The organism is Pelagibacterium sediminicola (assembly GCF_003390885.1).
Taxonomy (GTDB): Bacteria; Pseudomonadota; Alphaproteobacteria; order Rhizobiales; family Devosiaceae; genus Pelagibacterium; species Pelagibacterium sediminicola.
On the sequence record NZ_QMEL01000001.1, the window covers coordinates 34,683 to 57,253 of the forward strand.

Below are 22,571 nucleotides of genomic sequence, written 5' to 3' on the forward strand. Positions count from 1 at the left end.
GCCATGTCCTATCACGAGCAAGTCAGCCGCACCCTCGCAATTCTGGCCCGCACCCCGGGCTGGGCGCGGCTCAAATCGCTCCGGCCCGATTGTGACGACGAGACCGCCGAAGCGATCCTCGAGGCGGCGGCGGACTTTGCCCAAGGTGTGCTCGACCCGCTCGGCGGGCCCGGCGACAGGGAAGGCGCGAGATTTGCCGACGGGCGTGTAACGCTGCCCGTTGGATTTGCGGACGCCTACCATCAGTTCGCCCGATCGGGGTGGCTGGGCATGGACATTGCCGAAGCGTTGGGCGGACAGGGACTGCCCCTCACGCTGCAGGCCGCTGCCTTCTCTCTCTTCGACCGGGCCTGCACAGCGCTGATGATGGCGGCGACTTCGGCGCGAGCCGCAGCCCACCTGCTGGCCGAAGTCACCGATGGGGAAATAGCCGCAGAATGGGTGCCCAATCTTGCCTCGGGGCAATGGGCCGCAACGATCTGCATTTCCGAGCCCGATGCGGGGTCCGATGTGGGGCGGCTGCGCACGCGGGCGGAATTGAGGGGCGGCGAATGGATCGTTTCGGGCAACAAGATCTGGATTTCCTTTGCCGATCACGACCTTGCCGAACGTATCGGCCATTGCGTGCTAGCCCGGACCAATGAGCGGCCCGGCACGCGCGGGCTGAGCCTGTTTCTCGTACCCGATACCATCGACGGCAAGCCCAACGGGGTGGTCATCGAGCGCATCGAGGAAAAGCTCGGGCTGCACACCTCGCCGACCTGTGCGATGCGGTTCGAGGGGTCGCACGCCCTTTTGCTCGGCGAGGAAGGCCGGGGCCTGCCGCAGCTTTTCACGATGATCGAGCTGATGCGGGTCGCCACCGGCTGCCAGGGGCTGGGGCTCGCCTCGGCCTCCGCCGATATCGCGGAAAACTATGCCAGCGAACGGCATCAAGGCGGCGCAGCGGACCAGCCGCCGGTCGCCATCGCCCGGCACCCCGATGTCAGGCGCCAGCTTTTCGAAATCCGGTCAACGACCGAAATCCTGCGCGCGGCTGTCCTCGATATCGCCACCATGATGGACATGGCGCGCATCGAGGGCGACGGGGAGCTGGCCGCGCTCTCGGGCTGGATGCTGCCGCTGATCAAGAATTTCGGCGCCGAAGCCGGGTTCGATATTGCTAACCGGGCCATCCAGGTGCTCGGCGGCGCGGGTTATACCCGGGAATGGCCGCTCGAGCGGCATCTGCGCGACGCGCGGGTGATGACAATCTATGAGGGCACCACAGGCATGCAGGCCCTCGATTTCCTCACCCGGCGACTTTGGCGCGACGAGGGGCGGGGGCTCGCTCTCTTCCTTAACCGCGCCCGCAGTGAGGCTTCCGGAAATAAAGAGGTTCTGGCCATACTCGACGGGTTCGCCGCGTTGAGCGTGCGTATGGACGAGATGCAGGCCGACACCGACGCTGCCCTTTACTGGGCCGACGCCTATATGCGGGCCGCGTGGGCGGCGGTCTCTGCCCTCATGGCCCACCGCATCGGCGAGACCCAGGCCATCACCGGCCTTTGTGCGCAGTTTGCCTATTACGACGCTCTTTGCGGATAGGGGTGCCGGATCACCCGGATAAACCGGGAGACGATGGTAGAGAGACTCGCGCCCGCGGCAGCGCCCCTGATCTCCACGATCAAACCCTTCCATTCTCCACCCTTCATCGTTGCCTGGTTTATCCGGCAATCCAGCCTCCATGACTGCGCGATACTCCCCATACCGTCGGCGCGCACTTTTGCCTCTTGACGTCACCCACTGGAAATAGTTTATTTTTAAACAGTTCAGTTTTGAACAATACCATGCCCGACAGCGGCATGCGGGGGGACAGGATCAGCTCATGGCTGAAACAGGCAAGCTCGTCCAGGACGAGACCGAAGCTGCCGGCATTTCACTCGGCGCGCTTACGAGCACTGCCGGGCTGATGCTGCGCATTGCCCAGCTCACCTCCTTTGACAATTTCTTTGCCCTTTATCCCGACGGCGCGATCAGGATTTCCGAGTTCACCGTCCTGATGGCCGTTTCGGAGAACCCCGGCATCCGGCAGGGCGTTCTGGCCGACATATTGAAGGTCAAATGGTCGAACATGACCATGCTGGTGCGCACGCTCGAGGATCAGGGCCTGATCGCGCGCCACGTACCGCGCAGCGACCGGCGGGCCGTGGTCCTCACCGTCACCGAGGAGGGCAAGCGCCAGATCGCGGCCTCCCGCGACATGATCGACCGGCTCGACCGGGAAGCGCTCTCGATGCTCACCGACGACGAGCACGCCCAGTTGATCGCGCTGACCCGCAAGATCGCCGGCTGGCCGGAAAAGGGCGGGCTGTGAGATGATCGATTTCAACGACATCGTTGCCATCGATTTCCATACCCACGCCGAGGAGCCCTGCGGCACGCACGCCGATGACGGGTATGACGAGTTTCAGGAGGCGATGGCGGGTTATTTTCGCTCGCCCTTCAAACACCCGCCCACCATTCCCGAGACGGCGGCCTATTACCGCGAGCGCCGGATCGCGGCGGTGATCTTTCCAGTCGATGCCGAGCGCGAGACCGGCTTTCGCCGCTACGCCAACGAGGAGATGGCCGAGCTTGCCGCCGAGCATGCCGATATCCTCATCCCGTTCGCTTCGATCGATCCGGCCAAGGGCAGGCTCGGCGCGCGCGAGGCGCGGCGGCTGGTCGAGGATTTCGGGATTCGGGGCTTCAAGTTCCATCCAACGTATCAGGGGTTCTATCCCAACGACCGCTCGGCCTATGTGCTTTACGAGGCGATCGAGGAGGCCGGGGTCCCGGCCCTGTTCCACACCGGCCAGACCGGTGTCGGCGCGGGCATGCGGGGCGGCAACGGCATGCGGCTCAAATATTCCAATCCCATCTATCTCGATGATGTGGCAGCCGATTTCCCGGACATGAAAATCATTCTCGCCCACCCCTCCTTTCCCTGGCAGGAGGAGGCGCTGGCGGTGGCGACCCACAAGCCCAACATCCATATCGACCTGTCGGGCTGGTCGCCGAAATACTTCCCCGAAATTCTCGTCCGATACGCCAACACCCTGCTCAGGGACCGGGTGCTGTTCGGCTCGGACTGGCCCGCGATCATGCCCGACCGCTGGCTCAGGGATTTCGAGGCGCTCGACATCAAGCCCGAGGTTCGCCCGCTGATCCTCAAGCAGAACGCCATGCGGCTGCTCGCAAACCGACCATAACAAGATCGCGCCAAGCGACCGGACTACCCATTCAACTTTTCAGGAGCGGCCGGGATGGTCCTGGCCGGGAGGACGGAAATGAACAAGATAACCAAGCTTATTGCTGTCGCTTCGCTTGCGGTCCTGGCCGCGGGCGCGGCCGAAGCGCGGAGCCTGCGCATCGCGCCCGGCGCACCCCCGGTGCACCCGGCAGCCGACCCGCTTTACAAGACCTTTGCGATCTTCCTGCCCGAGGAAACCAATGGCGAGCTCGATGGCACGCTCATCGGTCCCGAAGTGGTGAGCGTCACCCAGACCAAGGAGGCGCTGCAATCCTCGCTCGCCGAGGTTGCCAACCTTCTGCCGCTCTTTGTGCCGGGCGACCTGCCCAACACCGTTCTGACCGCGGATCTGGCGTTTCTGGCCACCACGCCCCACGCCATGGGCGCGGCGATGACCGAATATGTAGTCACATGCGAGGAATGTCAGGCCGAGTTCAAGCAGATGGGCGGCGTCTTCGTGGGGGCGGGGTCCTCGGACGTCTACGTGCTGATCACCACAAAGCCGGTCAATACGCTGGCCGATCTCCAGGGCCTTCGCCTGCGCTCGGGCGGCGCGCCTTATGCGCGCTGGGCCGAAGCGGTGGGCGCCGCGCCCGCCCAGATCCCGGTCAACGATACGTTCGAGTCCATGTCGCAGGGCGTCATCGACGGCACTATGGCCTCGGTGGGAGACCTTATCTCGTATCGCCTGGTCGATATCGCCAAATATATCATCGAAGTGCCGCTCGGCACCTATCACACCACGTCCAACTTCACGGTGGCGAACACCACCTGGGCCGAGTTGAGCCCAGAGCAAAGGGAGGGCCTGGCCCGCGCGGCCAACCGCTCGAGCGCACTCTTTACCGAAAACTGGGGCTATGAACGCGCGGTTCAGGCGCGTCAGATCGCCGTTGATAACGGCATGGAAATTCTCATCCCCGGCCAGGACGTTCTCGATGCGACCAACGCGTTCCGCACCGCCGATCTCGAGGCCGCTGTTTCGATCGCCGAATCCCAGCTCGGGGTCACCGGCGCCGCCGAGAAAATCGAACGGTTCCGCGATCTCGTCGAGAAATGGACCGGGATCATCGAGGAAACGGGCAACGACACCGACGCCATCGCCGCCCGCGTCCAGCAGGAGGTGTGGGACAAGGTGGACTGGACCACCTACGGTCTCTGACAGGCATGGCAAGGCCGGCCCCTGCCCGGCCTTGCCCCTTGATAAGGGGCACGAGAATCTTGCGCTACAGGATCGACAGCTTCATATCCGCGGTTGCCAGCGGCCTCGCCCTTGTGGGAGCCCTGGCGATGATCGCGATGCTCTTGCACATTACGGGTTACGTGATTTCCCGTCACGTGATGCGCGCGCCCATACCCGCGACGGTCGAGATCGTCTCGCAATACTACATGGTGCTTCTGGCCTTTTTGCCCCTCGCCTGGGCCGAGCGCAGGGGCGACATGATCACCGTCGACATCTTCAGCCCCCTGTTCACCGGCCGGATCGGGCGGATCAACGAGATTTTCGTCGCGGCGGTATCGGGCGCGGCCTATGCGGCGCTCGCCTATACCACCTGGCTGGTCGCCATGCGCGAGTTCGCCGTCAAAAGTTTCGTGATTTCCCTTTCGATGGCCATCCCGGTCTGGCCGGCTTATTTCGCGCTTCCCATAGGTTTCGGGCTGGCGGCCATCGTGTCCCTCTACCGCGGGTTCGTGCCCCCAATCGAAGGATCACAGGAATGAACCTCACCGTCGGGATGATAGGGCTCGGCACGCTCTTTGTCCTGCTGGCACTCCGCGTGCCGGTCGCCATCTCGATGATCTCGATTTCCTTTGCCGGGGTCTGGTATCTGCTCGGGCTCCAACCGGCCATCGGCGTCATCTCCAACACGCCCCACCAGTTCATCGCAAGCTGGACACTTTCGGCGGTCCCCATGTTCCTGTTGATGGGCTTTATCGCCTATCATGGGGGGTTGACGACAGGGCTGTTCGATGCGGCCAAGGTCGCCTTGCGCAAGGTGCCCGGCGGGCTGGGCGTCGCCGCGATCGCCGCCTGCTCGGGGTTCGCTTCTGTTTCAGGCTCATCATTTGCCACCGCCGCCGCGCTTGGCCGCATCGCCATCCCCGAAATGGTCAATGCGGGCTATCGCCCCAGCTTTGCAACGGGCACTCTCGCCGCCGGCGGCACAATCGGCGCGCTGATCCCCCCCTCGATTCTGATGATCATCTACGGGGTCTTCGCAGAAACCTCGGTGACCCGGGTGTTTGTCGCAGGGATAACGGTGGGGCTTTTGACGGCGGCAAGCTATATCGTCGTCATCATGCTGATAGCGGCCTTGCGCAAGGATATCGTACCGAGCCAGCCGATCGGGGTGGAAAAGCTTGATGGCCGCGATGTCTTCCGCACGGTCTGGCCGCTTCTGGCGCTGATCGGATTCGTCTTTGGCGGCCTGTTCTCGGGCCTGTTCACGGCAACCGAGGCCGGGGCCATCGGCGCGGCTGGCGCGATCGTTCTGGTCGCCATCACCGGCCGGCTGAACTGGACTGTCATCCGCCATTCGGTTCTCGAAACGCTCTCGACCTGCGCGTCGCTGTTCATCATCGGGGTCGGCGCCGTGATGTTCACCCGCTTCCTGGGGCTTTCCGGCGTGGCCGGGCTTATCTCCAGTTCGGTGGCCGGTTTCGAGCTGGGCTATTTCGAGCTGATGCTCATCATCGCCGTCATCTATTTGATCCTGGGCATGTTCATGGAGCCGTTCGGCGCCATGCTGGTAACGCTGCCGGTGCTGTTGCCGGTGCTCAACGCCCAGAACATCGATCTGGTGTTTTTCGGGGTGTTCCTCGTCAAGCTCCTCGAAATCGGCATGATCACCCCGCCGCTCGGCATGAACGTCTTCGTCATCAGGAACGTGGCGGGCAAATATGCAACGCTCACCGATATCTTCAAGGGCGTGGCGATGTTTCTTCTTGCCGATCTTGTCGTCGTCGCCCTGCTCGTCACGTTCCCGGCGATCGCACTGTTCCTGCCCAATCTCATGGGCTGACACGGCCATACGCCGCATCGCGCACCGCCGCCATCAGGGCAGCGGTCGCCATATCGAAATCGTTTCCGGCCCGCGTGGTGATCCCAATCGCGCCATGGCTTGCCGCCATGTCGACCGGCAAGGTGATCAACTCGCCCCGCGCGAGGTCTTCGGCAACCACCGAGCGGGATATGAACCACACCGCATCGGTCAGCAGCGTATAGGCGCGGCCGAACGAGTTGGAGACGGTTTCGATCTCACGCGCCAGGCGGCCGGTTCCCGCCGCGACCAGCAGGGCTTCGACCGTGGGCCGGATGATCGCGCCGCGCGGCGGCACGAGGCCGGGGTAGCTCTCGACCATCGAAAGATCGAGTTTTTCTTGCCCCCCGAGCGGATGATCCGGACGGACGGCAAGGACCAGCGTTTCGGAATAAAGATGCTCGAAGGTGAGCCCGGCCATCACGCCGGGATCGGGCATACGCCCCACGACAAAATCGAGCGAGCCGGCGCGCAACAATCCTAAAAGATGAGGGCTGGGGCCGCTTTCCACGTGGACGCGACGGCCAAGCGCTTCCGATGCAAACCGGGCCACGGCCTGAGGAACGATCTCGACCTCGACCGAGGGCAGCGCGCCCAGCCGCACCACCGATTCCGCTCCCTGCGCGTCGGCCAGCGCATTCATGCCCTGCCGCAGCGCCGCAACCACGGTATTGGCGTAGCGCAGGAACATGACGCCAAATCCGGAAAGCTCGAGCTTGCGGCGCGAACGGTCGAAAAGGGCAACCCCCACTATGTCCTCGAGTTCGGCCAGCGATTTGGAGATCGCGGGCTGGGTCAACCCCAAAGCCGCGGCCGCCGCCGCAACGCCACCCTGCCTTTCGGTTTCGACGAAAGCGGTGAGGTGGCGTAGCCGGATGCGCGGATCGATGAGTGGGGCAGCCATGAGCATTTATTCCCTACAGTTATACAATTGCCCCAATTTATCATTTTACCGGCTTATTCAGCCAGTGTTAAATGGAGTACGGTTATATTTTGATTGGATGCCGAACCCATGAGCAAGGTCATGCCGCTTGTAGAGGCGGTGCGCGAGAACCTCAATGATGGCGACACCGTCGCCTTCGAGGGCTTTACCCATCTCATTCCCCACGCCGCCGGGCATGAAGTGATCCGGCAGGGGTTCAAGGATCTGACGCTGATCCGCATGACCCCCGACATCATCTATGACCAGATGATCGGCATGGGGCTCGCCCAAAAGGTCATCTTTTCCTATGCGGGCAACCCCGGCGTGGGGCTGTTGCGCCGGATGCGCGATGCCATCGAGAACGGCTATCCGCGCGCCATCGAAACGGTCGAGCACTCCCATGCCGCCATGGCCAACGCCTATGAGGCGGGGGCCGCCGGCCTGCCGCTGGCCGTGTTCCGCGGCTACAAGGGCGCCGATCTGCCCAAGGTCAACCCCGATATCAAATCGATCACCTGCCCCTATACCGGCGAGGAACTGGCGACCGTTCCCGCGCATCGGCCCGACGTCACCTTCATCCATGCCCAGAAAGCCAACGAGAAGGGTGACGTCCTGATCGAGGGGATCGTCGGGGTGCAAAAGGAAGCCGCGCTCGCCGCCAGGCGGGTCGTCGTGACCGTCGAGGAGATCGTCCCCGATTTCAAGGGCCTCCACCCCAACCTCACCATTCTGCCCCACTGGACCGTGACCGCGATCAGCGTCGTCAAGGGCGGCGCGCATCCTTCCTATACCCACGGCTACTACGCCCGCGACAACGCGGCCTATCTCGAATGGGACAAGATTTCGGGCGACCGGGAACTGTTCGCCCAATGGATGGACGAGAACGTGCTCAAGGCAACGCCAGAGGCGTTCGCCGAACGGATCAAGGGACTTTGAGCGATGCACGGGATCACATCGACATCGACGGGAGCAGCACTGGATTCCGGGAATAAACCCCGGAATGACAATAGTGTTTTGTTCGTTACCCCACCTACTCCCCGGTTCGTCACCCCGGGATTTATTCCCGGGGTCCAGAAGCCACGGACACTGAGTGCGAGGATTGACCAATGACCGATTTCACCCCCAATGAAATGATGACCATTGCCGCAAGCCGCGCGCTGACCTCAAAGGATGTGTGCTTTGTCGGCATCGGAGCGCCCTCGGCGGCCTGCAACGTGGCGCGCCTGACCCATGCCCCCGATATCACGCTCATCTACGAGAGCGGCACCATCGGCACGGCCCCGGACGTGCTTCCCCTGTCGATCGGCGATGGTGAGTTGTGCGAAACCGCCGTTTCAACCGTCGCGGTGCCCGAGATGTTCCGCTACTGGCTGCAGGGCGGACGCATTTCCATCGGGTTCCTGGGCGCCGCCCAGATCGACAAGTTCGGCAATATCAACACCACGGTGATCGGCGATTATCACAAGCCCAAGGTGCGCCTGCCCGGCGGGGGCGGTGCGCCCGAGATCGCGACCTCCTGCGGCGAGATCTACATCACGCTCAAGCAGGCCCAGCGCTCGATGGTTGAAAAGATCGACTTTTTCACCTCGTTCGGTCACGGCGAGGGCGGCGATCACCGCCAGCGTCTCGGGATCACGACCAAGGGCCCGGCCCTTCTGATCACCGACCTTGCCATCTGGAAGCCCGATCCGGTGACCAGGGAGTTCACCGTCGTCTCGCTCCATCCGGGCGTTACCCGCGACATGGTGCAGGAAACCTGCGGGTGGACGGTGAAGTTCGCCGACAATCTGGAGGAAACCCCGGCTCCGACCGAACTTGAAATCACCACCCTGCGCGATCTGCAAGAGCGCACACGGCGCGCCCATGAGGGCGGAAAGGCGGCATGAGCATGACCAAGGCTTATATCTGCGATTATATCCGCACCCCCATCGGGCGGTTCGGCGGCGCGCTGTCCGCCGTGCGCCCCGACGATCTGGGGGCCATCGTCCTCAAGGCGCTGGCCGAACGCAACGGCTCGGTCGATCTCGAGGCCGTCGACGATGTCATCTTCGGTAACGCCAATCAGGCCGGCGAGGACAACCGCAACGTCGCCCGCATGAGCCTTCTGCTCGCCGATTATCCCGTCTCGGTCACCGGCACGACCATCAACCGGCTGTGCGGTTCGGGGCTCGACGCGGTGCTGGTCGCGGCCCGCGCCATCAAGGCGGGGGAAGCCGACCTCATCATCGCGGGCGGCACGGAATCGATGAGCCGGGCGCCCTTCGTCATGCCCAAGGCAACCAGCGCCTTTTCGCGCAATGCCGAGATCTACGACACGACCATCGGCTGGCGCTTCGTCAATCCGGTGATGAAAAAGCTCCATGGCGTCGATTCCATGCCCGAAACGGGCGAGAACGTCGCCGAGGATTACAAGATCAGCCGCGAGGATCAGGACCGGTTTGCCCTTGCAAGCCAGACCAGGGCCGCCACCGCGCAGGCCAATGGCCGGCTGGCGAAAGAGATCGTTGCCGTCACCATTCCCCAACGCAAGGGCGATCCGGTGGTGGTGAAGAAAGACGAGCATCCCCGCGCGACCAGCATCGAAGCCCTCGCCAAGCTGCCCACGCCCTTCAAAAAGGAAGGCGGCACGGTGACAGCCGGCAACGCCTCGGGCGTCAATGACGGGGCGGCGGCGCTGATCATCGCCTCGGAAGCGGCAGTCAAGAAATACGGCCTTAACCCGCTGGCCCGCATCACGGGCGGCGCGACCGCCGGGGTCCCCCCGCGCGTCATGGGCATCGGCCCCTTGCCCGCCTCCCAGAAGCTCGCCGCCCGTCTGGGTATCGAGCCCGCCGATTTCGACCTCGTCGAACTCAACGAGGCGTTTGCCAGCCAGGGCATCGCCGTTCTACGCGGCCTTGGCATTGCCGAGGACGCCGATCACGTCAACCCCAATGGTGGCGCCATCGCGCTCGGCCACCCGCTCGGTATGTCGGGCGCGCGCATCGCGGGGACCGCTGCGCTGGAAATGAGCCTTACGGGCAAGAAGCGGGCACTGGTCACCATGTGCATCGGCGTCGGACAAGGCATCGCGGCGGCGCTGGAGGCGGTTTAAAACCAATCAGCATTTACTTCCTTGGCGGCATCGCAACACTCCTCATCCGACCTCCGCTTCGCTCCGGCCACCTTCTCCCTCAAGGGGAAAAGGTGGCCCTGCGGATGTGTCGGCTTACGAGCCCCCCTCTCCCCTTGAGGGAGAGGGGGTGAGGGGTGCGCGATGCCAGCCAAGAAGGCGGAAGGTTTTCTAGATCGTTTCAGGTTTTGATGGAAACGGCCCGCCACGGCGGTCGGGGTTGGATCGCGCTGGATTCCGGGAACGAGTCCCGGAATGACATTGATGATTTTGGCCGCTACCTGCCCTATTCCCGCTCGTCACGCCGGGATTCATTCCCAGGGTCCAGACCGAACCTACCGCAATCGCGGGAACCTCGACGATTCCGTCAAATACTGACCTGCTCTAAACCGCCAGATCCTCCGCCACTGCCCGCACCGTCCGGCCGATGATGTCGAGTGCGGCGGTTTGCTCGGCCCCTTCCCGTGTCGTCAATCCCACCGCGCCGCGCGTTTCGGTGGTGTCGACCGGCAGGTAGCGCAGGCGCCCTGCCTCGATGTCGCGGATGACGACCCCTTCGGAAATCACCCACACCGCATCGGTTTCCTCGACGAACGCGCGGCCGAACGAATCTGAGACCGTTTCGATGGCCCGGGGCAATTCAGCCATGCCGTGGGCGAGGAGATAGCGCTCGACAAAGGGGCGGATGACCGAGCCGGTGGTGGGCATCAGCACGGGGTAGTCCCTGATGCGCGCGAAATCGAAACGGGCATCCCACAAGAGCGGGTGGTTGTCGCGCACGACGAACCGCACCTGCTCGGAATAAAGATATTGGAAGGTAAGGCCCGCCATCTGCTCGGGGGCAGCCAGCCGCCCGATGACGAGATCGAGCGTGCCGGTGCGCAACTGGTCCAAAAGCACCTGATTCTCGCCGGTAACGATCCGCACCGGGCTACCCGCCCCTTCGGCGAGGAATTTGCGCATGACGGCGGGCATGATGCGGGCCGAAACCGTGGGCAGCGCGCCAATGCGGACGGGCGCGCCGGTATTGAGGCGCGAAAGGCTGTCGATGCCCTGCTGGACGGCGGCGACCGAAGCGCCGGCATGGCGCAGGAACACCTCGCCATAGCGCGTGATGCGCACCCCGCGTCCTTCTTTTTCAAAAAGGCGCTTGTCCAGAATATCCTCGAGCTCCCGGATCGTCTTGGTGACGGCGGGCTGGGTGACGCCCAGCACATCGGCGGCCCGGCCCACCGATTTCTGGCGAGCCACCTCGATAAAGGTCCGCAAATGACGAAACCGGATGCGTGTTTGCGGCATGAGGCGCAATTCCATAATCTATAGGTTATCTATATAGCCTAAAATTTCATTTTACAAAACCAATGCCACATTCCAATGTATACATGGAGGTATCCCATGCAGAGCGCCCAGATCGGTGACATCGCGATCCATTACCGCTTCGCCCCCCCAAAAGGTGCGGCGCCGGTGATCGTCTTCATCAACTCGCTGGGCACCGATTTCCGCATCTGGGACGATGTGCTGGCAAGGCTCGATGAAACGGCCGGCACGCTCACTTACGACAAGCGCGGGCACGGGCTGTCCGGCATCGGCGCGACGCCCTACACCATTGCCGGCCATGCCGCTGATCTGGCCGGGCTGATGGACCATCTGGGCATTTCCGGTGCGATCGTCTGTGGGTTGTCGGTCGGCGGGCAGGTTGCCCAGGAGCTTTATTTCTCCCGGCCCGATCTCGTCTCGGGGCTTTTGATCTCGAACTCGGCCGCAAAGATCGGGGAGCCCGATTTCTGGCGCCAGCGTATCGCGCTGATCGCCGAAAAGGGGTTGGCCGCGACCACCGACGGCATCATGGAGCGCTGGTTCAGCCCCGGTTTCCGCACCCCCGAAAACCCGGCCTATCAACTGGCCCGCGCCATGTTCGAGCGCCAGCCGGTCGAAGGGTATCTCGCGACCTGCGAGGCGATTGCGGCTTATGACCGGCGTGCCGATACGCCCGCCATTGCCGTGCCCACAGCGGTGATCGTGGGCGAACACGACGGTTCCACCCCGCCCGCGCTGGTCGGGGATTTTGCCGCCGCCATTCCCGGCGCGGTCTTTTCAGTTATCGAGGGCGCGGGACATATCCCGTGCATGGAAACGCCCGGACCGGTGGCGGAGGCGCTTGCAGCGCTCGCCCGGCGGGTATCGAAAGGAGAATGATTTGAGCCAGGAGAATAAGCGCTACGAGCAGGGCATGGCGACGCGACGCAAGGTTCTGGGCGCGGACTATGTCGACGCGCGCGTTGCAACGACGACCCCGTTCAGCGCCCCGTTCCAGACCCTTATCACCGAGGCGGCCTGGGGCCACGTCTGGTCGCGCGACAACTGGACCAGGCGCGAGCGCTCCATGGTCACCATCGCGCTGCTGGCCGCGCTCGGGCACTACGAGGAAATGGTCATGCACATCAAGGCGACGAAAAACACCGGAGCCACCGAAGACGACATCCGCGAGGCGCTGCTGCACGTGGCGATCTATGCCGGTGTCCCGCACGCCAACCACGCCATGAAACTGGCGTCAGAGGCCCTCACATCCTTAAAGGAGGCATAGACATGAGCGTCACGCTCCCCAACCGCGTCGAGGAAACGCCTGCCTTTTTTGCGCGCGACCACGCCCAGCATCCCGCAGCGTTCACGCCCGGTTACAAATCGACCTTCCTGCGGGCGCCAAAGCAGGCCCTGCTGAGCTTTGACGCAACGCTCTCCGAGCGCACCGGCCCGGCCTTCGGCCACAACATGCTGGGCGAGCTCGATAACGACCTGATCGTCAACTATGCCCGGCCCGGCGAGCAGGCCATCGGCCCGCGCATCGTCGTCCACGGCCACATTCTCGATGAGAACGCCCGGCCCGTCCCCAACGTGCTGGTCGAGTTCTGGCAGGCCAATGCCGGCGGGCGCTACCGCCACAAGAAGGAGGGCTATCAGGCCCCGCTCGACCCCAATTTCGGCGGCTTCGGGCGCACCGTCACCGACGACAACGGGTACTACTGGTTCCGCACCGTCCAGCCCGGCCCCTATCCCTGGCCCAATGGTGTCAACGACTGGCGCCCGGCCCATATCCACTTTTCGATTTTTGGCACCGGCTTTGCCCAGCGGCTGATCTCCCAGATGTATTTCGAGGGCGACCCGATGGTCGGCATCTGTCCCATCGTCAACACGATCGGGGACAAGGCCGCCATCGACCGGCTGGTGGCGCGGCTCGACATGAACAACACCATTCCCATGGACCTGCGCGCCTACCGCTTCGACATGGTGCTGCGCGGACAGCGCTCCACATTCTTTGAGAACAAGCGGGAGGGCAATTGATGCGCACGCTGCCGACCTATCTCACCGAACTGAAGGAAACCCCTTCCCAGACCGCCGGGCCTTACGTCCATATCGGCATGACGCCCAACTGGAGCGGCATCACCGGCGTTTACCCTGAGGATCTTGGTCTCGAGGTCATCAAGGACGGCGTCAAGGGCGACCGGATCACGGTCAATCTGCGCATCATCGATGGCGGGGCCAATCCGGTCACCGATTGCGTGGTCGAAATCTGGCAGGCCGATGCGGGCGGCATCTACAACAGCCCCGCCGAGCATCGCGGGCCCGCCGATCCCAATTTCGTCGGCTGGGGCCGCTTCCCCGCCGATGAGGACGGGCGGCTGAGCTTTGAAACCGTCAAGCCCGGCGCCGTTCCCGGCCCCAGTGGCACGATGATGGCTCCCCACATCACGCTCTGGATCGTCGCGCGCGGCATCAATATCGGGCTGATGACCCGGATGTATTTTTCCGACGAGGAGGCCGCCAACGCCAGGGACGGTGTATTGGCCAAGGCGCGCATGATTGGGCGCGACAAGACCATGATCGGCAGGCGCGAGGGTGACACGGTGACGTTCGACATCTACCTTCAGGGCGAAAACGAAACCGCGTTCCTGGACGTCTGATGGCCCTTTCGCCTTTCGAGAACGATCTTTATTCCGGCCTGTTCGGCGACCCCGAACTGGCCGGATTGTTTTCCGATGCCGCCGAACTCAAAGCCATGCTCGAATTCGAGGCGGCGCTGGCTGGCGCGCAAGCTGAAGCCGGGCTGATCCCGGCGCACGCCTCGGGCGTTATCATCGAACTGTGCAACACTTTCGCCCCCGACCGGGAAGCCCTGCGCGCCGGGATGGCCCGCGACGGGGTTGCCGTGCCCGATCTGGTCAAGCAGGTGCGCGCGCACTTGCCCGAAACGCTTGCCCCCCATTTCCATTTCGGGGCGACCAGCCAGGACGCCGTCGATACGGCCCTTGTTCTCCGGCTCAAGCGCATCATCGGCATTCTCGGAACCCGGCTCAACGGGATAATCGGGGCGCTCGCCAGGCTTGAAGAACGGTTCGGGGCCAACCGGCTGATGGGCCGCACGCGGATGCAGGACGCCTTGCCGATCACGGTCGCCGACCGTCTCAGGGACTGGCGCTTGCCGCTCGAACGCGATCTCACTCGGCTTTCTGAACTCAAACCCCGGCTGCTGGTCGTCCAGCTTGGCGGCGCGGTCGGAACGCTCGAAAAATTCGGGGACAAGGGTTCCGAGGTCGTCCGGTCCCTTGCCAGCCAGCTCGGGTTGGGTGCTCCGGAAAAGGCCTGGCACAGCCAGCGCGACGCGATCGTCGAATTTTCCGGCTGGCTGGCGCTTGTCGCCGGCACGCTGGGCAAGATGGGACAGGATATCGCCCTTCTGGCCCAGAACGCGCGCGGCGAGATCGCGCTGGCGGGCGGCGGCGGATCGTCGGCCATGCCGCACAAATCCAACCCCGTCGCCGCCGAAGTGCTCGTGTCGCTGGCCCGCTATACGGCCGGGCTGGGCGGCACGATGGCGCAATCGCTGGTCCACGAGCAGGAACGCTCGGGCGCTGCGTGGGCGCTCGAATGGCTCGTCCTGCCGCAAATGACCCTTGCCGCCGGCAGCGCGCTGCTGCTGGGCGAACGGCTCCTCGGCTCCGTCGAAGGGCTGGGCCAGCCCTGATCAGGGCATCAGCGCCTCGATATCCTCGTAAAGCTTGCGCGGGATTTCCACATGGCCCGAGGCAAACGTGCGTTCGCGGGCGGCGTGGCGGCGCTCGCCGGGGAGGCGCGCCCCCTGGCCCACGATCGCATTGAGAAGGGCGTCGGCCCGCGCCAGATGGGAAGCCGCATCGCCCCCGGCAAACCGGGCCGGATCGAAAGCGATCAGCAATTCTCCGTGGAAGGGCGTGGCTTCCGCGCCCTCATCGAACGCCATCGATTCAACGCTCGTGAGGTCTCCGATCAGCGGACCAGCCAGCAATTCGATCATCAGCGAGAGCGCCGACCCCTTGTGCCCGCCAAACGGCAGCATGGCGCCGTCAAGGACTGCTGCCGCATCTGTCGTGGGGCTGCCCTGCCGGTCAACGCCGGTGTTTTCGGGCAGGGGTTTTCCGGCCCGGCGATAAAGCTCGATATCGCCGCGCGCCATGGCGCTGGTGGCGAAATCGAAGACAAACGGATGGCCTTCCGCCCGGGGCCAGGCAAAGGCCAGAGGGTTGGTGCCGAAAAGCGGTGCATTGCCGCCCGCCGGGGCGACCCAGGCGTGGCTGGGATTCATGGCGAGCGCGGCCAGCCCTTCCTCGGCCAGTCTCTCGACTTCGGGCCAGAGGGCGGAAAAATGAAAGCAGTTGTTGATCGCGAGCGCGGCAGTGCCGCTGGCCTTGGCTTTCTCGATGAACATCGGCAGGCCCGCTTCCAGCGCCAGCAGCGAAAACCCGCTTTTGGCATCGACGCGGACCACGCCCGGTGCGTGGTCGAAAACCTCGGGCACCGCGTCGGGCACGACCTTGCCCGCGCGCAACGTCTTGACGCACATGATGAGCCGGTAGAGCCCGTGCGAATGGCATTCGTCACGCTGGCAATCGCGCATCACGGTGGCGTTGGCCTGCGCGTGAGCCTCGGACAGCCCGTTGGCGGTCAACACCCTGACCGCAAGGGCCTGAACCTCATCGAGCGTGAGAGAAACCATATCCGTCATAGCCTGTAATCTCCGTCTATAATCCCCAAGTGTCGCCCACCCGATACCCGCCCGGCCAGGGGTCGGACGGGTCGAGCAGGAGCTGCTTGGTTTCGGTCACCCAGCCGCGCCCCGAAATCGAGGGGATGATGGCCGGTGTCCCAGCAAGATCGGCCACGCCTTCGATGCGGCAATCAAAGCGGCTGCCGATGATCGAGATACCCGCAAAGGGCTCGCCGATACCAAGCTCGCCCCGTGCATGCAGCACCGCCATGCGCGCCGAACAGCCCGTGCCGGTGGGCGAGCGGTCAAGCTTGCCCGGTTCGATCGCCACCGTGTTGCGGCCGGTCTTTACCCCGTCCACCGTTTCGACAGGCGTCGTGAACTGGCAGAACGAGATGTGATTCCAGTCGGGGTTGGTCGGATGGACGAAGCCCAGTTGCTCGGTGGCCGCTTTGGTGAGCTTCATCCCCGTCGCGGCAAGCTCGCGCGCTTCGTCGGGCACAAGGTCAAAGCCCAGCGTTCCGGCATCGACCAGCACAAAGCTATCCCCGCCATAGGCGGTATCGACCGTCACCGTCCCCAGCCCCTCGACCTCGAGCGGCACGCCCAGTTTCGCGGCAAAGCTGGGGTGATTGGTGACGCGGATCGAAACCGCCTTGCCGTCCTTGCAGGTGGCGACCACATCAATCAACCCGCCCGGCGCTTCGAGGGTGAAGCGGGTTTCGGGCTCGGTCATGGGAATAATGCCGGTATCGAGGAGGACGGTGGAAACGCAGATGGAGTTGGATCCCGACATGGGCGGGGTGTGCACCGGCTCCATGATGATCCAGCCCATTGTCGCTTTCGGATCCTTGGGCGGCACGAGCAGATTGACGTGCCGAAAGACACCCCCGCGCGGCTCGTTGAGAACGAAATCGCGAAGCGTGTTGTCGCTTGCAATCCAGCGTGATTGCTCCCAGATCGTCTCGCCCGGCGGCGGCGCAACGCCCCCCACGATCACATCCCCGATCTCGCCTTCGGCGTGGCAACCCACGATATGAACGATCTTGCTGCTGCGCATCTTGGACCTTTCTTTGTACTATCGACGACTTCGAGAATTTCCGCAGCCACCGCAGCACCCCTCATCCGACCTCCGCTTCGCTCCGGCCACCTTCTCCCTCAAGGGGAGAAGGGGACTCCGTGGATGTCTCGGCTTACGAGCCCCCCTCTCCCCTTGAGGGAGAGGGGTTGGGGGTGAGGGGTCCTGCGGTGCCTGCAAGGGGCGCGGGCTACCGCATATTTCAAACCACCAGAACCGGCTCACCCAGCGCGTCCATGATCGGCTTGATCCCCAGCCCCGGCGCATCGGACGCCTTCATCTTGCCGTCAACCCGCTTGGGCGCGCCTTCGGCGATGTCCTTGGTGCCGTAGGAGTTGAAGTCGGTGGCCGAAAAGGTGAACTCCTCGGGCGTCGATTGCGCCAGATGCGCGATGGTGGCGGTGACGATGTCGCCGCCCCAGGTATCCTCGATGGTCATGGGTACGCCCGCCCCGATGCAGGTATCGCGGATGAGTTTCGCCTTGGTCAGCCCGCCGACCTTGGAGATCTTCAGATTGATGACGTCCATGGCCCCATCGGCAAGGCCACGCTGTAGCGTACCGAGCCCGTCGATCACCTCGTCGAGAACGAAAGGCAGCGAAGTGCGGCGGCGGGTGACGAGGCATTCCTCGTAGGTGGGGCAAGGCTGCTCGATATAGACATCGACGTCCCGCACCGCGTTCACAACGCGCGCCGCCTCGTGCATGGTCCAGCCGGTATTGGCGTCGGCCACCAGGATATCGCCGGGGCGCATTTCCCTGGCGCATAGCCGAATACGTGCGATGTCGCTGTCGGCGTCCGCGCCGACCTTGAGCTGGAATTTCGTATAGCCCTCGTCGCGATAGCCCGCAACGTTCGCCGCCATCGCCGTGGGTTCGATCTGGGAGATGGCGCGGTAGAGCTTGATCTCGTCCTGCGCCTTGCCTCCGAGCAGGGTATAGACCGGCAGGCCCGTCGCCTGCCCCAGAATATCCCAGCACGCCACGTCGATCGCCGCCTTGATATAGGGGTGCCCGCGCAGCACGGCATCCATGTGCCGGTTGACGACGTTCAGGTCACGCGGATCGAGCCCGATGACTTTGGGCGCGATCTCGGCCAGCCCCGAACGCACACCCAGCGCATAGGAGGGCAGATAGGCCGAACCCAGCGGGCAGCATTCGCCATAGCCGGTGATGCCGGCATCGGTCTGGATTTCGACGACCGTTGCATCGAACACCTCGACATAATTGCCGTTCGACCAGCTATAGCGGCCTTCCTTCAAGGGAAGGTCCACCTGATAGGCGCGGATACCGGTGATTTTCATGGATGCTTCCTCCTATTTGACGATGAAGCCGTGTGCGAACGGGTCGCGGTCGTCGATAAAAATGGTGTTGAGCCCGGTGACCCGCGCCCAGCCTGCAATGGATGGGATGATCGCAGGCTTGCCGCCCACGCTCACCTCATCCTCCACGCGTCCCTTGAACATCGAACCGATGATGGATTCGTGGATGAATTCGTCGCCCTTCCTGAGCTTGCCCTTGGCCGCCCATTGCGCCATGCGCGCCGAGGTGCCGGTGCCGCAGGGCGAGCGGTCGATGGCCTTGTCGCCATAAAAGACCGCGTTGCGGGCCGTGGCTTCGGCCTTCGTCGGTGCGCCGGTCCAAAGGATGTGGGACAGCCCCCTGATATCGGGCTTTTCGGGGTGGACGAACTCGAATTTCTCGTTGAGCGCCCGGCGCAGTTCCGGGCTCCAGCGCAGCAGATCGCCCGCGCTCATATCCGCCATGTCGGAAAAGGCCGGCTGGGGATCGACGATGGCGTAGAAATTGCCGCCATAGGCGACATCGACCGTCACGTCCCCCAGACCCTCGACATGGGCGGTGAGCCCTTCGGAATGGAGGAAGGCAGGCACGTTGGTCAGCCGCACCTCCTCGACATATTCGCCCTCCTGCCGGTATTCGGCAACGACCAGCCCGGCGGGGGTATCGAGCCTCACGACACCCGGCGTTCTGGGCGTCACGAGCCCGTGCTCGATCATGAAGGTCACCGTGCCGATGGTGCCGTGCCCGCACATGGGCAGGCACCCGGATGTCTCGATGAAGAGGATCGCGATGTCGCAATCCTCGCGCGTGGGCGGATAAAGGATCGAGCCGGACATCATGTCGTGCCCGCGCGGTTCGAACATCAGCCCGAGCCTGATCCAGTCATATTCGGCAAGAAAGTGCGCGCGCTTTTCCAGCATGGTCGCGCCCTCGAGGCGCGGACCGCCGCCCGCAACGAGCCGGACCGGATTGCCGCAGGTGTGACCGTCGATACAAAAAAGGGAATGGCGGGACATGTTATGAAAACCGTTGAGGACGATAGGGGGAAAGATCGATTGGGAGGGGTCGGTCCAGCACCAGATCGCGGACCAAAAGCGCGGTCGCGGCGGCTTGCGTAAGGCCCAGATGGCCATGCCCGAAGGCATGGATGATCCGGGGGGCATTGGGGGAGCGCCCGATCACCGGCAGGCTGTCGGGCATGGAGGGGCGAAAGCCCATCCATTGCTTGCCGGTATCGGTTTTAAGACCCGGCAGGATGCGTTTGGTCTTTTCCACCATGATCTCGGAGCGCCGGAAATCGGGCGCACGTTCAAGGCCCGCCAGTTCGACAGCGCCGCCGATGCGCAAGCCGGTATCGAGCGGGGTGATGACGAAGCCGTCGCCGGGTATGACGAGCTGGCGCCTGAGATCGAAGGCATCCTTTGGAAAGGTCGTGTTGTAGCCGCGCTCGGTTTCGAGCGGAATCCTGTCGCCAAGTTTTTCGGCGAGCCGGTGCGACCAGGCGCCCGAGGCCACCACCACCTCGTGGGCCTTCACCTGGCTGCCATCGGCCAAGGAAAGGACAACGCTGTCCTCGCCCTCACCGATGTCGCATACCTCGGCAACCCTGAAATACGCCCCGCGCTCTATGGCGGCCTGTCCGATGGCGGTCGTGATGTCGAGCGGGTCGGAAACAGTGAGCCAGTGCGGCACGAACGTGCCGTGGGTGACCGTTGCGCCAAGACCGGGCTGAAGCTCGGCGAGCCGGGAGCCCGTCACGTGCTCGAACCCGATCCCGTGCCTTTCGCGGGCCTCCCACATGGGGAGCGAGGCCAACCAGGCCTTTTCTCCTTCATAAAGCGAGAGCGCGCCGTCGCGCCTCAAAAGCCCGTCAACGCCCGCCGCGGCAAAAAGCGTTTCGGTCTCCGTGCGCGAAAGGTCCATCAGCGCGGTCTGGGCGGCGGCGCCCTGCTCGAACCGGTCTGGCAGGCTCGAGCGGAAAAATTTCAGCATCCATGGCAGGATGGTGGGGATATAGCCGATGGGCAGCGAAAGGGGGCCGAGCGGATCGAACAGCCAGCGCGGCGCCTTGAGCATGATGCCGGGGGACGCCAGCGGTTCGATATCGGCAAAGGCCAGCGCACCGGCATTGCCGGCACTGGCTTCCGCCGCCATGCCCTTGCGGTCGATGACGAGCACGGTCTTTCCCGCTTCGGTCAGCCGGAAGGCGGTGGAGAGGCCGATGATACCGGCCCCGATGATGCAGACATCGTATTGGGGATGCGCCACTTTTCGTGACTCCAGGAAAATACAGACGAGGGCGGGACCATGGCCCCGCCCCAAGGCAACAATCAGGCTCTGGAGCGTTTTTCCAGAATAAGTGGATACCACTTATCCGGTTCGGAAACGCGACATAACAAGGACTAGAGCCGCTGAAACAACGATGCCGGGCTTTGCCTCCTATGGGGCTAGAGGACAGATTTGAGGAACGCCGCTGTTTCGGGGCGTTCGGGGGACTCGAAGATCTGGGCGGGCGGACCGATCTCGTGGATCAGCCCGTCCTTGAAGAAGGCCACCCGGTTGGACACTTCGCGCGCAAACGCCATTTCGTGGGTGACGACGATCATGGTCATGCCGGCCTTTGCGAGCATGCGCATGGTGTCGAGCACTTCGCCCACGAGTTGGGGATCGAGCGCGGAGGTGACCTCGTCAAAGAGCATGTATTTGGGCTCCATGGCCAGCGCCCGGGCGATCGCCATGCGCTGCTGCTGCCCGCCCGAGAGCTTTGAGGGATAGACCTTGAGCTTGTCGCCCAACCCCACATGTTCGAGCTGCTTGACGGCGATGGCGTCGGCCTCATCTTTCGATTTGCCCAGCACCTTGCGCAGCGCAAGGGTGGTGTTCTCGAGCACCGTCAGATGCGGGAAGGCATTCCATTGCTGGAAGACGATGCCGATATTGCGCCGGAGCTTGTTGAGGTCGGTGCCCGGTGCATGGACCTCGGTGCCATCGACGAGGATGCGCCCTGAATCGATGGGTTCGAGCCCGTTGATACACATGAGCATGGTGGATTTGCCCGATCCCGAGCCGCCGACCACCGACACCACCTCGCCCGTCTCGACAGTCATCGAAACGCCCTTGAGCACTTCGAGGCTGCCGAAAGATTTCCTGACGTCTTCAATCTCAATCATTTTCGCGCCATTTCTTTTCAAGGTGAGCGCCCAGGCGTGAAACGGGGAAGCTCACGATAAAGTAGATGAGACCCGCAATGGCAAGAATGATCAACGCCTCGTGCGGCTTGCGGGTGATGATGATCTGGGACGAGCGCAAAAGCTCGATGACCCCGATGGCATAAACGAGCGCCGTGTCCTTCATGACCCCCAGCGTCAGCCCGATCCAGGACGGCAGCATGACGCGGGTGCCCAGCGGCAGGACGACATAACGCATGTCCTGCCAGTAGGTCATGCCCAGCGAACGGGCCGCCTTGCGGGTGGTGGCGGGCACCGCAAGGATGCCGCCGCGCACGATCTCGGTGCAAAACGCCGAGGTATAGGCCGCGAGCACCACGCAGCCGACGACGAAGGGGTTCATGCCCAGCCCGGCGATGGACTGGAAGGAGTTGAACAAGATGAACTGGATCAGCAGGGGCACCGAGCGCAGGATATCGAGCACGGCGCCGAGCGGATGGTTGACGTACCAGGGCGACTGCGCCCGGATCAGCCCGAAGACCATACCCATCAGCGTGCCCCCGAGCATCGCCCAGAAGGTGATGGCCAGCGTCAGTCCCGCGCCGGTCATCATGAAGGTGACATCACCCCAGGTAACGGAAGTTCCCAACATCGTTCCGC

General features: G+C 63.7%; 23 protein-coding genes. 14 read left to right on the forward strand and 9 right to left on the reverse strand.

The annotated features are described in order from the left end of the window. Positions 1–3 precede the first annotated feature (3 nt). The 6 genes from DQG18_RS00180 (at position 4) to DQG18_RS00205 (ending at position 6,294) form a co-directional block, all read left to right on the forward strand. Entirely contained in the window at positions 4–1,587 is a 1,584-nt protein-coding gene (locus DQG18_RS00180) for an acyl-CoA dehydrogenase family protein (RefSeq protein ID WP_116652215.1), read from the forward strand. A 280-nt stretch (positions 1,588–1,867) separates the two neighbouring features. Next, the gene (locus DQG18_RS00185; protein WP_116652216.1) at positions 1,868–2,356 is read left to right on the forward strand and encodes a MarR family winged helix-turn-helix transcriptional regulator; all 489 of its coding nucleotides are present in this window, start codon (positions 1,868–1,870) and stop codon (positions 2,354–2,356) included. A 1-nt stretch (position 2,357) separates the two neighbouring features. Continuing rightward, positions 2,358–3,233: an amidohydrolase family protein gene (locus tag DQG18_RS00190; protein ID WP_116652217.1), complete on the forward strand. Its 876-nt coding sequence runs from the start codon at positions 2,358–2,360 to the stop codon at positions 3,231–3,233. Positions 3,234–3,311: 78 nt separating this feature from the next. Further along, positions 3,312–4,433: a C4-dicarboxylate TRAP transporter substrate-binding protein gene (locus DQG18_RS00195; protein WP_116652755.1), complete on the forward strand. Its 1,122-nt coding sequence runs from the start codon at positions 3,312–3,314 to the stop codon at positions 4,431–4,433. Between the two features lie 128 nt (positions 4,434–4,561). Then, positions 4,562–4,993 (forward strand): TRAP transporter small permease, encoded by a 432-nt coding sequence (locus tag DQG18_RS00200; RefSeq protein WP_198669614.1) that lies wholly within the window; start codon positions 4,562–4,564, stop codon positions 4,991–4,993. Then, on the forward strand, positions 4,990–6,294 hold the full coding sequence (locus DQG18_RS00205; RefSeq protein WP_116652219.1) for a TRAP transporter large permease: 1,305 nt from the start codon (positions 4,990–4,992) through the stop codon (positions 6,292–6,294). Before DQG18_RS00200 ends, DQG18_RS00205 begins: the two co-directional genes overlap by 4 nt. On the opposite strand, the gene pcaQ (DQG18_RS00210) is transcribed toward DQG18_RS00205, so the two are convergent. Beyond that, positions 6,284–7,216 carry a pca operon transcription factor PcaQ gene (gene pcaQ, locus DQG18_RS00210; RefSeq protein WP_116652756.1) on the reverse strand — a complete coding sequence of 311 codons (933 nt, stop codon included), beginning with the start codon at positions 7,214–7,216 and terminating at the stop codon, positions 6,284–6,286. The two genes, DQG18_RS00205 and pcaQ (DQG18_RS00210), sit on opposite strands and share 11 nt — an antisense overlap. A gap of 108 nt (positions 7,217–7,324) precedes the next feature. Between pcaQ (DQG18_RS00210) and DQG18_RS00215 the strand changes: the two genes are divergently transcribed. The 3 genes from DQG18_RS00215 (at position 7,325) to pcaF (ending at position 10,328) form a co-directional block, all read left to right on the forward strand. Further along, on the forward strand, positions 7,325–8,170 hold the full coding sequence (locus DQG18_RS00215) for a CoA transferase subunit A (RefSeq protein ID WP_116652757.1): 846 nt from the start codon (positions 7,325–7,327) through the stop codon (positions 8,168–8,170). A 170-nt stretch (positions 8,171–8,340) separates the two neighbouring features. Beyond that, positions 8,341–9,120 carry a CoA-transferase subunit beta gene (locus tag DQG18_RS00220; protein WP_116652220.1) on the forward strand — a complete coding sequence of 260 codons (780 nt, stop codon included), beginning with the start codon at positions 8,341–8,343 and terminating at the stop codon, positions 9,118–9,120. 2 nt (positions 9,121–9,122) lie between these two features. Next, positions 9,123–10,328 (forward strand): 3-oxoadipyl-CoA thiolase, encoded by a 1,206-nt coding sequence (gene pcaF, locus DQG18_RS00225; protein WP_116652221.1) that lies wholly within the window; start codon positions 9,123–9,125, stop codon positions 10,326–10,328. Between the two features lie 402 nt (positions 10,329–10,730). Here pcaF and pcaQ (DQG18_RS00230) read toward each other — a convergent pair whose 3' ends face one another. Beyond that, positions 10,731–11,645 (reverse strand): pca operon transcription factor PcaQ, encoded by a 915-nt coding sequence (gene pcaQ / locus DQG18_RS00230; protein ID WP_116652758.1) that lies wholly within the window; start codon positions 11,643–11,645, stop codon positions 10,731–10,733. A gap of 96 nt (positions 11,646–11,741) precedes the next feature. On the opposite strand from pcaQ (DQG18_RS00230), the gene pcaD reads away from it, so the two are divergent. The 5 genes from pcaD to DQG18_RS00255 are packed head-to-tail and all read left to right on the forward strand — an operon-like array spanning position 11,742 to position 15,366. Further along, positions 11,742–12,542 (forward strand): 3-oxoadipate enol-lactonase, encoded by an 801-nt coding sequence (gene pcaD, locus DQG18_RS00235; RefSeq protein ID WP_116652222.1) that lies wholly within the window; start codon positions 11,742–11,744, stop codon positions 12,540–12,542. A gap of 34 nt (positions 12,543–12,576) precedes the next feature. Continuing rightward, positions 12,577–12,930 (forward strand): 4-carboxymuconolactone decarboxylase, encoded by a 354-nt coding sequence (pcaC, locus tag DQG18_RS00240; RefSeq protein WP_116652759.1) that lies wholly within the window; start codon positions 12,577–12,579, stop codon positions 12,928–12,930. Between the two features lie 2 nt (positions 12,931–12,932). Next, entirely contained in the window at positions 12,933–13,685 is a 753-nt protein-coding gene (gene pcaH / locus DQG18_RS00245) for a protocatechuate 3,4-dioxygenase subunit beta (protein ID WP_116652223.1), read from the forward strand. Continuing rightward, complete coding sequence (gene pcaG, locus DQG18_RS00250; protein WP_116652224.1) at positions 13,685–14,305, forward strand: protocatechuate 3,4-dioxygenase subunit alpha; 621 nt, start codon at positions 13,685–13,687, stop codon at positions 14,303–14,305. Before pcaH ends, pcaG begins: the two co-directional genes overlap by 1 nt. Next, positions 14,305–15,366: a 3-carboxy-cis,cis-muconate cycloisomerase gene (locus DQG18_RS00255; RefSeq protein ID WP_116652225.1), complete on the forward strand. Its 1,062-nt coding sequence runs from the start codon at positions 14,305–14,307 to the stop codon at positions 15,364–15,366. Before pcaG ends, DQG18_RS00255 begins: the two co-directional genes overlap by 1 nt. Here DQG18_RS00255 and DQG18_RS00260 read toward each other — a convergent pair whose 3' ends face one another. The 7 genes from DQG18_RS00260 to DQG18_RS00290 all read right to left on the reverse strand — a co-directional run bounded on the left by DQG18_RS00260 (position 15,367) and on the right by DQG18_RS00290 (position 22,563). Continuing rightward, positions 15,367–16,383, reverse strand: coding sequence for an Ldh family oxidoreductase (locus tag DQG18_RS00260; RefSeq protein ID WP_116652226.1), 1,017 nt, complete (start codon positions 16,381–16,383; stop codon positions 15,367–15,369). A 16-nt stretch (positions 16,384–16,399) separates the two neighbouring features. Further along, positions 16,400–17,425 (reverse strand): trans-3-hydroxy-L-proline dehydratase, encoded by a 1,026-nt coding sequence (locus DQG18_RS00265; RefSeq protein WP_116652227.1) that lies wholly within the window; start codon positions 17,423–17,425, stop codon positions 16,400–16,402. Between the two features lie 220 nt (positions 17,426–17,645). After that, the gene (locus DQG18_RS00270; protein WP_116652228.1) at positions 17,646–18,746 is read right to left on the reverse strand and encodes a cis-3-hydroxy-L-proline dehydratase; all 1,101 of its coding nucleotides are present in this window, start codon (positions 18,744–18,746) and stop codon (positions 17,646–17,648) included. Positions 18,747–18,758: 12 nt separating this feature from the next. Continuing rightward, positions 18,759–19,760, reverse strand: a complete 1,002-nt coding sequence (locus DQG18_RS00275) for a 4-hydroxyproline epimerase (protein WP_116652229.1) — start codon at positions 19,758–19,760, stop codon at positions 18,759–18,761. Between the two features lies 1 nt (position 19,761). Continuing rightward, complete coding sequence (locus DQG18_RS00280; protein ID WP_116652230.1) at positions 19,762–21,012, reverse strand: NAD(P)/FAD-dependent oxidoreductase; 1,251 nt, start codon at positions 21,010–21,012, stop codon at positions 19,762–19,764. A 179-nt stretch (positions 21,013–21,191) separates the two neighbouring features. Next, positions 21,192–21,914: an amino acid ABC transporter ATP-binding protein gene (locus DQG18_RS00285; RefSeq protein WP_116652231.1), complete on the reverse strand. Its 723-nt coding sequence runs from the start codon at positions 21,912–21,914 to the stop codon at positions 21,192–21,194. Beyond that, positions 21,907–22,563, reverse strand: coding sequence for an amino acid ABC transporter permease (locus DQG18_RS00290; protein WP_116652232.1), 657 nt, complete (start codon positions 22,561–22,563; stop codon positions 21,907–21,909). The genes DQG18_RS00285 and DQG18_RS00290 overlap by 8 nt, the downstream gene beginning before the upstream one ends. Positions 22,564–22,571: the final 8 nt, after the last annotated feature.

Bases quoted from the DNA above. Each gene is read 5' to 3' on its own strand.
- DQG18_RS00180 (WP_116652215.1), top strand. From the start codon at position 4: ATGTCCTATCACGAGCAAGTCAGCCGCACCCTCGCAATTCTGGCCCGC.
- DQG18_RS00185 (WP_116652216.1), top strand. From the start codon at position 1,868: ATGGCTGAAACAGGCAAGCTCGTCCAGGACGAGACCGAAGCTGCCGGC.
- DQG18_RS00190 (WP_116652217.1), top strand. From the start codon at position 2,358: ATGATCGATTTCAACGACATCGTTGCCATCGATTTCCATACCCACGCC.
- DQG18_RS00195 (WP_116652755.1), top strand. From the start codon at position 3,312: ATGAACAAGATAACCAAGCTTATTGCTGTCGCTTCGCTTGCGGTCCTG.
- DQG18_RS00200 (WP_198669614.1), top strand. From the start codon at position 4,562: ATGATCGCGATGCTCTTGCACATTACGGGTTACGTGATTTCCCGTCAC.
- DQG18_RS00205 (WP_116652219.1), top strand. From the start codon at position 4,990: ATGAACCTCACCGTCGGGATGATAGGGCTCGGCACGCTCTTTGTCCTG.
- pcaQ (WP_116652756.1), bottom strand. From the start codon at position 7,216: ATGGCTGCCCCACTCATCGATCCGCGCATCCGGCTACGCCACCTCACC.
- DQG18_RS00215 (WP_116652757.1), top strand. From the start codon at position 7,325: ATGAGCAAGGTCATGCCGCTTGTAGAGGCGGTGCGCGAGAACCTCAAT.
- DQG18_RS00220 (WP_116652220.1), top strand. From the start codon at position 8,341: ATGACCGATTTCACCCCCAATGAAATGATGACCATTGCCGCAAGCCGC.
- pcaF (WP_116652221.1), top strand. From the start codon at position 9,123: ATGACCAAGGCTTATATCTGCGATTATATCCGCACCCCCATCGGGCGG.
- pcaQ (WP_116652758.1), bottom strand. From the start codon at position 11,645: ATGCCGCAAACACGCATCCGGTTTCGTCATTTGCGGACCTTTATCGAG.
- pcaD (WP_116652222.1), top strand. From the start codon at position 11,742: ATGCAGAGCGCCCAGATCGGTGACATCGCGATCCATTACCGCTTCGCC.
- pcaC (WP_116652759.1), top strand. From the start codon at position 12,577: ATGGCGACGCGACGCAAGGTTCTGGGCGCGGACTATGTCGACGCGCGC.
- pcaH (WP_116652223.1), top strand. From the start codon at position 12,933: ATGAGCGTCACGCTCCCCAACCGCGTCGAGGAAACGCCTGCCTTTTTT.
- pcaG (WP_116652224.1), top strand. From the start codon at position 13,685: ATGCGCACGCTGCCGACCTATCTCACCGAACTGAAGGAAACCCCTTCC.
- DQG18_RS00255 (WP_116652225.1), top strand. From the start codon at position 14,305: ATGGCCCTTTCGCCTTTCGAGAACGATCTTTATTCCGGCCTGTTCGGC.
- DQG18_RS00260 (WP_116652226.1), bottom strand. From the start codon at position 16,383: ATGACGGATATGGTTTCTCTCACGCTCGATGAGGTTCAGGCCCTTGCG.
- DQG18_RS00265 (WP_116652227.1), bottom strand. From the start codon at position 17,425: ATGCGCAGCAGCAAGATCGTTCATATCGTGGGTTGCCACGCCGAAGGC.
- DQG18_RS00270 (WP_116652228.1), bottom strand. From the start codon at position 18,746: ATGAAAATCACCGGTATCCGCGCCTATCAGGTGGACCTTCCCTTGAAG.
- DQG18_RS00275 (WP_116652229.1), bottom strand. From the start codon at position 19,760: ATGTCCCGCCATTCCCTTTTTTGTATCGACGGTCACACCTGCGGCAAT.
- DQG18_RS00285 (WP_116652231.1), bottom strand. From the start codon at position 21,914: ATGATTGAGATTGAAGACGTCAGGAAATCTTTCGGCAGCCTCGAAGTG.
- DQG18_RS00290 (WP_116652232.1), bottom strand. From the start codon at position 22,563: ATGTTGGGAACTTCCGTTACCTGGGGTGATGTCACCTTCATGATGACC.